Here is an 8,638-nt window from a genome sequence, read left to right as displayed (position 1 = left end):
GACGTACCGCAATGACTGATTTTACGACTGCTTCGCAGCCGAACGCAGCCTCGCGGGCTCGGCAGCTGCTACAAAGGTGTCGCGGCTGAAATTGCTTAACTGACTGGCCTCAGGCGTGATTAGCCGTTTTTTTATTACAGGCCGCTGGATCAGTGCTGAAAAGAAAAACGGCGCGAGACTGAAGCCCCGCGCCGCTTTTGTTCAATCTTTGTGTTCAACTTTTAGCCTGCAACGCTTTGGCCATTTGCAGATGATTTTGCAGTTTAGGCAGGGTTTCTTCGGCGAACGCCTTGATCTGCGGTACGTCGGTGATCTGCGCTTCCTGCTGCAACTGATCGATGGCTTCCTGCGTGGTCTTCACCTGACTGGCTGCATAGGCCTCGTCGAAGGTCGCCCCCTCCATGGCTTGTGGCATCAGGGCCTTGGCCTTTTCGACAACCTCTTCGCGTGGGGCCACCGGCAAATCCAGTTGCTTGGCGATTTTCGCCAGATGCTGGTTCGCGGTGGTGCGGTCGTTGATGACGACGATGGTGTAATCCTTGACCTCTCTGGATTCGGACTTCTGGTGCGCAAGCCGGCTGGCTTCGATATCCGCCATGCCTTTGGCCGAGGCTTCGTCGATGAACTCGGCGAGCGATTGGGCAAAGGCACTGCTGGCAAATAGCCCAAGTAGCGTGGCAAAACTGGCATTACGTATTCGGGTGGCCATCCGGTTCATGGTCGCGCCCTCCTTTTCAAAATTCAAACGGGAGCTTTCGCCCCCGCTTCTCAAACAAAACCACCCACATCCTTTAGCGGGATTTCTGACCGCCCTTGCGGCCCATGTCGGGTTTCGCCGGGTCTTTATCGACGGTCGTGGTGGTGGTTTTCCCACCCTTGCGACCGGCTTCAGAGGCCTTCGTTCGATCGTTGGCGAAGTTTCCCGAGTTCGAGTTTCTTGAATTAGGCATGATTCTCTTCCTCTTGGTGATAATCGCGGCGAGCTGTAGCCCCCATAGAATCTGAATTTGCGCGTCCCAAAAGGTTTAGAAAATTCCTTGGATACCGCGACGAACGGTACCCTAATATCAGACCAGTCGCAGGTGATGCTCGCGTTTGGCGCAGTACATCGCCTCGTCGGCATGTCTGAACAACTGCTTTTCTTCGGTGCCGTGATCGGGGTATCGGGCGACGCCGATACTGGGCTGGATGTTCAGACTGTGCCCGTCCAGTCGCAGGGGTTGGGCCAGGACCTGACGGATTTTCCTGACCACGATGTCAGTGTCGTCCGCAGCGTGAATGCTGTGCAGCAACACCACGAATTCATCGCCGCCGATGCGTGCCACGGTGTCGGTTTCCCGCACGCAGCCTTTGAGCCGGTTGGCCACCGCTTGCAGCAACATGTCGCCGACCGCATGACCATGGGTGTCGTTGACTTGCTTGAAGCGGTCGAGGTCGACGTACAACAGCGCCATGCGCCCGTCGTCCTCCCGGGCAATCTTCAGTGATGCCTTGAGCCGGTCGCGCAGCAGCTCACGGTTGGGTAGCTGGGTCAGTTGGTCGTACTGGGCCATGTGTTGCAGGCGGGCATGCAATTGCTTGCGCTCGATGGCGGTCGCGACCTGCGCGCAGACGTATTGCAGCAGTTCCATGTCTTGCTCGGTGTAGCGCTCGCCGCCCGGAATGCTTTTGACGATCAACGCGCCGATGGTGCCGTTTTGCGAGTTCAGCGGCACACCCAGCCAACACGGTGCGTTCTGCTCGGCCACCAGCACTTCAAAGCCGGCAGGCGGTGTGCACTGGTCTGGCGTCAGCAAGATCGGCTGCCCGGTGCGGATCACCTCGGTGCACAGGCGCCCGGTCATGGTTCCGGGCTGTTCGGGCTGTGGCTCGTGGTCATCGACGTGATAAGGGAAATTCAGCTGCGCGCAGTGCTCGTCGTACAGCGCCACGGAAAAATTCAGTGCCGGCAGCCATTCACCGATGATCATGTGGATGCGTTTGAACAATGCCAGCAGATCCTCTGCCGCATGGGCCGCCTCGGAAATCGCATACAGCGCTGCCTGTCGGGATTCGGCCTGCTTGCGTTCGGTGATGTCGCGAGCCACCGCGATACGCAGTTGATCGACCTCGGACCAACGGGCCGACCAGAGGATGTGCACCACGCGGCCATCCTTGCGCAGGTAGCGGTTTTCGAAGTTGAGCTTGGGCTCGCCGCCCATGATTTCCCGGGCGGCGTCAAGGGTGCGCTGGCGGTCGGCCGGGTGCACCATGTCGATCATCGGCTGGCCGATCATCTCATCGGCGCTGTAACCGAAAATGCGCTCGCACGCCGCACTGACAAAGACGAAGCGGCCCTGTTTATCCACCGCACAGACGGCGTCCAGCAACAGATCGATATAGCTCGCCAGTGGCGCGGAATTTCGGTTTTCCATGGTTCAGCGTGGGTGTCCCGATAATGCAGCGCTTATCAATCATCCCTGCCCTGTCAGCCTTGCATCCTTATGATCACATTTAAGCCTTGTCCGGCATCAGCCCCGGCAATGCATGCACCAGCGCATTGATGGCGAAACCGATGAACATCACCCCGCACAACCGGGTGATTGCCAGTTCATGACGCTGGTACAAACTGCGCACCCGCCGCGCACCGACAACGCCGATGAGAATAGCGTAGGCGAGCAACCCGCCGACGAAACTCAGGGCGATCAGCGCTGGCAGCATTGACCAGTTGAGCAGTTCCGCGCGGCTCGACAATAGCGCCGTGAACGTCGCCACCGCCACCGGATAGGCCTTCGGATTGGTCAAGCCAAACAGAATGCCGTGCCAGAACGGCTGCCGCGCCGGCCCCTGTGGCGCATCGCCGCTGCTGCGCCGTGCGCGCACCGCACGCCAGCCGAGCCAGAACAGGTACAGGCCGCTGAGCACGCCGAGCACGTCGAACGCCGTACTGCCGATCTCCCGCGCACCGACAATCGCGATCAGCGCCGTGCTGCACCAGACCACATCGCCGAGCAAATGCCCGCACAGAAACCCCGCCCCGGCCCGTCGCCCATGGGCCGCGCCAATGCCAAACACCGCCAGCACACCCGGCCCCGGAGTAATGCCGTAGATAAAACCCGAGGCAAGCACGGCCATTAGCAACGATGGGGTCATGGGGCGTCCTTTTGAACGGCTTGGTGAATGGTGGCCAGTCTATATCAGGTCTTCAGCTGTCGATTGCCTGATCGCGACAGAAATTCTTCAACGCTGGGTCCCCTGCACGATCCGCTCATTCAGCCAGTTCAACGCCTGATCTCCGCCCCGACGCTTGTGCCAGACCAGTACAAAGGTAAACGACGGGATGTGAAACGGCGGTGACACGACGACCAATAAGGACTCATCAATATCGCGCAGGCCTCGCGACGCGACAGTAAGGATCAGGTCCGTTCCGCTGATGAGCTCCGGTGCTACGTTCCAGTGCGGCAGGCTGACAGCCACACGACGACGTTCACGCAATGCAGTCAATGCACGCTCGATTTCCGGGGTGCCGCTGCCGCGCATTTCCAGCAGTACATGAGGTCGAGCCAGATAGGTGGGCAAGTCGAGCACACCGTCGACGGGCAAGCTGTTGCGGTCCACCAGGCAGGCGTAGTGCTCTTCGAACAGCGGCGTACTGCGCAACTCATTAGGCATTTCCGGAAATACGCCGACGGCGACATCGATATCGCCATTGAGCACGCCGTCGAGCATGCTTTCGCGGCTGCCATGGCTGATTTGCAGGTCGATGCCCGGCGCTTCGTGGCGCAACGTCCGGATCAGTCCCGGCAGGACAATGGCGGCGCCATAGTCGGACATCGCCAGGCGGAAGGTGCGCCTGGCGGTAACCGGATCAAACGCGTTCGGCGCCAGCAGCGCTTGCACCTGGACCAGGGCTTCGGCCAGCGGTGCCGCCAGTTCCAGCGCTCGCGGCGTCGGTACAAGGCTGGCACCGGCGCGCACCAGCAGCGGATCGCCGAGCAGGTCACGCAATCGCGCCAGCGCATGGCTGACTGCTGGCTGGCTCAAGTGCAGGCGCTCGGCCGCCCGGGTCACGTGTTGCTCGCTGAGCAAGGCGTCGAGGATCACCAGCAAATTGAGGTCGATTCGTCGAAGATCATTCATCCGGTGCATGTTCTGAATAGCAAAACAGAATTTAAATCTGCGTGACGAATACCCTAGAGTCCAGCAAAACCTGTTGGAGAACGATCATGAGTACGTTGCATTGGGCCGGCCTGATAGTGCTGGCGATGATTGCCGGGGCGGTGGTGCCGTTTCAGAGCGCCATCAACGTCAACCTCGGGCGCGGGTTGGGTCATCCGTTGTGGGCGACGCTCGCATCTTTGCTGGTGAGCGTTGTGGTGTTGTTGCCGATCATCGTTGCGCTGCGTTTGCCGTTGCCTTCACTGGCATTTATCAGCAAGGCGCCGCTGTGGATGTGGGCCGGTGGCGCTTTTGGCGTGTGCTTTATTTCTTTGGCTTTGGTGTTGCTGCCCAAGCTCGGTGCCGCAGGGTTCATGGCATTGGCGCTGGCGGGACAAGTGGTGGCGTCGTTGTTGCTGGATCACTTCGGCTGGTTTGGATTGATGGAGCGGCAGGTCACTTTGCCCAAGGTGTTTGGGGTGGCGTTGTTGATGGCCGGGGCGGTGTTGATTCAATTTTTTGATGCACCGGCCAAGGGGTTGGCGACGGCGGGTTGATGGGACAACTGACAGTACGATGGAGTTTTCCGGTCTGCCTTCGCGAGCAAGCCCGCTCCCACAGGGAATATGCGGTCACTGTGGGAGCGGGCTTGCTCGCGAAAGCGGTCTATCTGGCAATGTAGATTTCAGGCCTTGTCGAGGGTCCGCAGCTTCTGCGGCAACCCCCACAGCAACAGTGCAACCGCGATCAGCGCACAGACACCAATGACATACAGCGCCGGCGTCGTGCTGCCGGTCAGGTCCTTGATCCGGCCGACCATCACCGGGCTGACGATACCGCCGAACTGGCCCAGGGTGTTGATCACCGCAATCCCGCCGGCAGCGCCCGCGCCAGCACCGGCCAGCAGTTTCGGCGGCAGGGTCCAGAAGCTCGGGATGGAGGCGATGATCCCGGCACCGAGCAGGCCCAGCGCGACAATCAGGAAGGTCGTGTGGCTGGCAAAGATCCCCGCACAGAAGAACCCGACTGCACCGACCGCCACCAGGCCGGCGACATACTTGCGCCGCTCGCCGGAAGCATCGGACAGGCGTCCGATGACCACCATGCTGATGGCGCCGCAGATGTAAGGGATGGCCGTCAGCAAGCCGATCATCACCGGGCTTTCGGTACCGGCGCTGCGGATCAGTTGCGGCGCCCAGAAATTCAAGCCGTAGGACGCTATCTGAATCAGGAAATAGATCAGCCCCAACGTCAGGAAGCCCGGAATCCGTAGCGCGGCAAGCAGTGAACCGCCGCTCTTGTGCGGCTCATGCTGAGCGATGCGGCTGGCCAATAAAGTCTTCTCCGAAGGTGTCAGCCAATGGGCGTCTTCGATGCGGTCCTTGAGCAGGGTCAGCACCAGCAAACCGAGGCCGATACACGGCACGCCACCGAGCAGGAACAGCCAGTGCCAGCCACGCATTTGCAGCACACCGTCGAGGTGTTGCAGCACCAGGCCGGAGAACGGCGCCCCCACCAGGCCGGCGAACGCCGACGACAGGAACAGCATCGAGGTGATGCGCCCGCGATAGTGCTGCGGGAACCACAGGGTCAGGTAATACAGCACGCCCGGGGCGAACCCCGCCTCCATCGCACCGATTACGAAGCGCAACACGTAGAACTGCCATTCGCTGTTGACGAATACCATGGCCGCCGTGGCCAGGCCCCAGGACATCATGATCCGGGCGATCCAGCGCCGGGCGCCGACCTTGTACAGCATCATGTTGCTGGGCACTTCGAACAGCACATAACCGACCACGAACAACCCCGCACCGAGGCCGTAAGCGGTGTCGCTCAGGCTCAGGTCCGTCTGCAGCTGAAACTTGGCGAAGCTGATGTTGATGCGGTCGAAAAAGGCGAACAGGTAGCAGACCATGATCAGCGGCATCAGACGCCAGGCGACTTTGCTGACCAGGGCTTTTTCGGTGTCGTGGCTAACGGACGGGCTCACGCCCGCCTCCAGTGCATTGAGGGTCATTGCGGTTCTCCAGGCGGACTTCCCGTGGGTGTCCGATTGTTTTTGTTGTCTGGTTGAGGTGTGTTTTTTTGTAGGAGCCGGCTTGCCGGCGAAGCGGCGTGTCAGTCGACATTGATGTTGAATGGGCTGGCCTCTTCGCTGGCAAGCCAGCTCCTACAGATTCATTCGGTGTGTCAGGTGGGGATCGGGTGCAGATCGCAATTGCGCCCGGCCTTGGCCAGTTGCCCCGGTACTTCGTGGCCAAGCAGCGCCGGCAGGCCTCGGGACAGTTTCAGCAGCAGCGGCAAATCGATGCCGGTATGAATGCCAACTTCATCGCACAGGTTCACCAGATCCTCGGTGCAGATGTTTCCCGATGCCCCCGGTGCAAACGGGCAGCCGCCGAGGCCGCCGAGGGCTGCGTCGAAACGTCGGGCACCGGCCTCGTAGGCAGCCAGCACATTGCACAGACCGAGGCCACGGGTGTTGTGGAAATGCAGGGTCAGATCATTGGGCGAAACCCGCTGCAAGACCCGGCGCACCAGTCGGTCGACCTGACGCGGATTGGCCATGCCCGTGGTGTCGGCCAGGGTAATGCCCTGGATGCCGAGCTCCTGATAGGCCTCGACGATTTGCAGGACGCGGTCCTCATCGATCGTGCCTTCGAACGGGCAGCCGAAGGTGGTGGCGATGCTGGCGTTGAGTCGCACAGGACTGTCGCCAACGAAATGCACAATCTCGTCGAATGCAGCCAATGAATCTTCACAACGCATGCGCATGTTCGCCAGGTTGTGGGTCTGGCTGGCGGACATCACCAGGTTCAGCTCATCGGCACTGCACGCCAGTGCCCGTTGCGCACCTTTGAGGTTGGGGATCAACGCGACGTAGATCACCCCCGGTTGCCGGGTGATGCCCTTGAACACCAGCTCGCCATCGCGCAACGCCGGAATGGCCTTGGGCGAAACGAACGAACCGGCTTCGATGCGGCTGAACCCGGCCAGCGACAGTTGGTCGATCAGGGCAATCTTGTCGTGGGTTTCAACCCAGGTCGGCTCGATTTGCAAACCGTCGCGCGGGGATACTTCCTGGACGATCAGGCTATCGGAATAATCGGTGATCATTGCACCACTCCTTCGCCTTTCAGGCGTTCGATGTCCATCGCGGTAAGGCCCAATTGCGCGAGGATGTCGTCGGTATGCTGGCCCAGCCCGGGGCCGGACCAGTTCACGCCGCCGGGGGTTTCGGAGAGTTTCGGCACGATGCCCGGCATCTTCACCGTGGCGCCACCGGGCAGCTCGGCATTGAGCAGCATGTCCCGCGCCTGATAATGCGGATCGGCGACGATGTCGGCCACCGAGTAGATACGCCCGGCCGGGACTTCAGCAGCCTCCAGCGCGGCCAGTACCTCGTCGATTGGCAAACTGCTGGTCCAGTGGGTGATGGCGGCGTCGAGCAGGTTGCTTTTGGCTGCACGCCCGTCGTTATGGGCGAATTCCGGGGCTTCGGCCAGGTCGGGGCGGCCGATGGTTTGCATCAGGCGCTTGTAGATCGGATCGCTGTTGCCGGCAATCACCACGTAGGCGCCGTCGGCGGTCAGATAGGTGTTGGAGGGTGCGATCCCCGGCAGGGCGCCGCCGCTGCGTTCACGCACATGGCCAAGCATGTCGTATTCCGGCACCAGACTTTCCATGACGTTGAACACGCTTTCGGCCAGGGACACGTCAACGATTTGCCCGCCGCCCTGCCCGGTCTTGACCCGCAGCAATGACATCAGCGCACCGATCACCGCATGCAGCGAAGCCAGGGAATCGCCAAGGCTCACACCGACCCGCGCCGGCGGCGAACCGGGCGTGCCGGTGGTGTAGCGAATCCCGCCCATGGCTTCGCCGATGGCACCGAAACCCGGACGATCGCGGTACGGGCCGGTCTGGCCGTAACCGGAAATCCGCACCAGCGTCAGGTTGGGATTGAGCGCGTGCAACACGTCCCAACCGAGGCCGAGTTTCTCCAGGGCGCCGGGGCGCAGGTTTTCGATCAGCACATCAGCGCTGGTTGCCAATTGCTTGACCAGTTCGATGCCTTCGGGGGATTTGAGGTTCAGCGCCAGGGACTTCTTGTTACGCGATTGCAGGTACCACCACAGCGAGGTGCCTTCGTGCAGCTTGCGCCATTTGCGCAGGGGATCGCCCTGGCCCATGGCTTCGATCTTGATCACTTCGGCGCCGAACTCGGCCAGCATGCGCGCGGCGAACGGTGCGGCGATCAGCGTGCCAATCTCGATCACCTTGATTGCACTCAGGGGGGCAGTCATCGCGGGGTACCTCTTGTTCTTGGAATATGGGCCAAGACTAGAGGACCGGTGTCTGGGGAATCCAACCTTCAGTTGGCAACGGGCGTTCGCGAAATGCGAACGCCCGGGGAGATTACTGTGACCTCAGGGCCGCCTTCGCGAGCAAGCCCGCTCCCACATTTGGAATGCGTTCCCCTGTGGGAGCGGGCTTGCTC

Annotated in this window: 9 protein-coding genes; 1 reads left to right on the top strand and 8 read right to left on the bottom strand. The window is 61.1% G+C overall.

The window, feature by feature from the left end; translation table 11 throughout:
• Nucleotides 1-214: 214 nt before the first annotated feature.
• The 5 genes from AC07XF_RS28435 to AC07XF_RS28415 form a co-directional block, all read right to left on the bottom strand.
• Complete coding sequence (locus AC07XF_RS28435; protein ID WP_495029170.1) at nt 215-718, bottom strand: DUF4142 domain-containing protein; 504 nt, start codon at nt 716-718, stop codon at nt 215-217.
• A 73-nt stretch (nt 719-791) separates the two neighbouring features.
• Nucleotides 792-950, bottom strand: coding sequence for a KGG domain-containing protein (locus AC07XF_RS28430; RefSeq protein WP_007982976.1), 159 nt, complete (start codon nt 948-950; stop codon nt 792-794).
• Between the two features lie 117 nt (nt 951-1,067).
• Nucleotides 1,068-2,414: a sensor domain-containing protein gene (locus tag AC07XF_RS28425; protein WP_495029169.1), complete on the bottom strand. Its 1,347-nt coding sequence runs from the start codon at nt 2,412-2,414 to the stop codon at nt 1,068-1,070.
• Between the two features lie 79 nt (nt 2,415-2,493).
• On the bottom strand, nt 2,494-3,132 hold the full coding sequence (locus AC07XF_RS28420) for a LysE family translocator (RefSeq protein ID WP_495029168.1): 639 nt from the start codon (nt 3,130-3,132) through the stop codon (nt 2,494-2,496).
• 87 nt (nt 3,133-3,219) lie between these two features.
• Entirely contained in the window at nt 3,220-4,128 is a 909-nt protein-coding gene (locus AC07XF_RS28415; protein WP_495029167.1) for a LysR family transcriptional regulator, read from the bottom strand.
• A gap of 77 nt (nt 4,129-4,205) precedes the next feature.
• On the opposite strand from AC07XF_RS28415, the gene AC07XF_RS28410 reads away from it, so the two are divergent.
• Nucleotides 4,206-4,694 carry a DMT family transporter gene (locus AC07XF_RS28410; protein WP_495029166.1) on the top strand — a complete coding sequence of 163 codons (489 nt, stop codon included), beginning with the start codon at nt 4,206-4,208 and terminating at the stop codon, nt 4,692-4,694.
• 128 nt (nt 4,695-4,822) lie between these two features.
• Here the strand turns inward: AC07XF_RS28410 and AC07XF_RS28405 are convergent, their stop codons facing one another.
• The 3 genes from AC07XF_RS28405 to AC07XF_RS28395 form a co-directional block, all read right to left on the bottom strand.
• Nucleotides 4,823-6,154 (bottom strand): MFS transporter, encoded by a 1,332-nt coding sequence (locus tag AC07XF_RS28405; RefSeq protein WP_495029165.1) that lies wholly within the window; start codon nt 6,152-6,154, stop codon nt 4,823-4,825.
• 173 nt (nt 6,155-6,327) lie between these two features.
• On the bottom strand, nt 6,328-7,254 hold the full coding sequence (locus tag AC07XF_RS28400) for a hydroxymethylglutaryl-CoA lyase (protein WP_495029164.1): 927 nt from the start codon (nt 7,252-7,254) through the stop codon (nt 6,328-6,330).
• A complete protein-coding gene (locus AC07XF_RS28395; protein WP_495029163.1) occupies nt 7,251-8,444 on the bottom strand; it encodes a CaiB/BaiF CoA transferase family protein in 1,194 nt (397 codons plus the stop codon). The genes AC07XF_RS28400 and AC07XF_RS28395 overlap by 4 nt, the downstream gene beginning before the upstream one ends.
• Nucleotides 8,445-8,638 lie beyond the last annotated feature (194 nt).

It is taken from the genome of Pseudomonas sp. GW821-FHT01C01, from assembly GCF_059422645.1.
The sequence above is the reverse complement of the archived record's forward strand: the minus strand, read 5'-3'. Positions and strand labels throughout refer to the sequence as shown.

What these genes read in the sequence shown, in the direction of transcription:
- AC07XF_RS28435 (WP_495029170.1), bottom strand. Translation starts at nt 718, where the DNA reads ATGAACCGGATGGCCACCCGAATACGTAATGCCAGTTTTGCCACGCTA.
- AC07XF_RS28430 (WP_007982976.1), bottom strand. Translation starts at nt 950, where the DNA reads ATGCCTAATTCAAGAAACTCGAACTCGGGAAACTTCGCCAACGATCGA.
- AC07XF_RS28425 (WP_495029169.1), bottom strand. Translation starts at nt 2,414, where the DNA reads ATGGAAAACCGAAATTCCGCGCCACTGGCGAGCTATATCGATCTGTTG.
- AC07XF_RS28420 (WP_495029168.1), bottom strand. Translation starts at nt 3,132, where the DNA reads ATGACCCCATCGTTGCTAATGGCCGTGCTTGCCTCGGGTTTTATCTAC.
- AC07XF_RS28415 (WP_495029167.1), bottom strand. Translation starts at nt 4,128, where the DNA reads ATGCACCGGATGAATGATCTTCGACGAATCGACCTCAATTTGCTGGTG.
- AC07XF_RS28410 (WP_495029166.1), top strand. Translation starts at nt 4,206, where the DNA reads ATGAGTACGTTGCATTGGGCCGGCCTGATAGTGCTGGCGATGATTGCC.
- AC07XF_RS28405 (WP_495029165.1), bottom strand. Translation starts at nt 6,154, where the DNA reads ATGACCCTCAATGCACTGGAGGCGGGCGTGAGCCCGTCCGTTAGCCAC.
- AC07XF_RS28400 (WP_495029164.1), bottom strand. Translation starts at nt 7,254, where the DNA reads ATGATCACCGATTATTCCGATAGCCTGATCGTCCAGGAAGTATCCCCG.
- AC07XF_RS28395 (WP_495029163.1), bottom strand. Translation starts at nt 8,444, where the DNA reads ATGACTGCCCCCCTGAGTGCAATCAAGGTGATCGAGATTGGCACGCTG.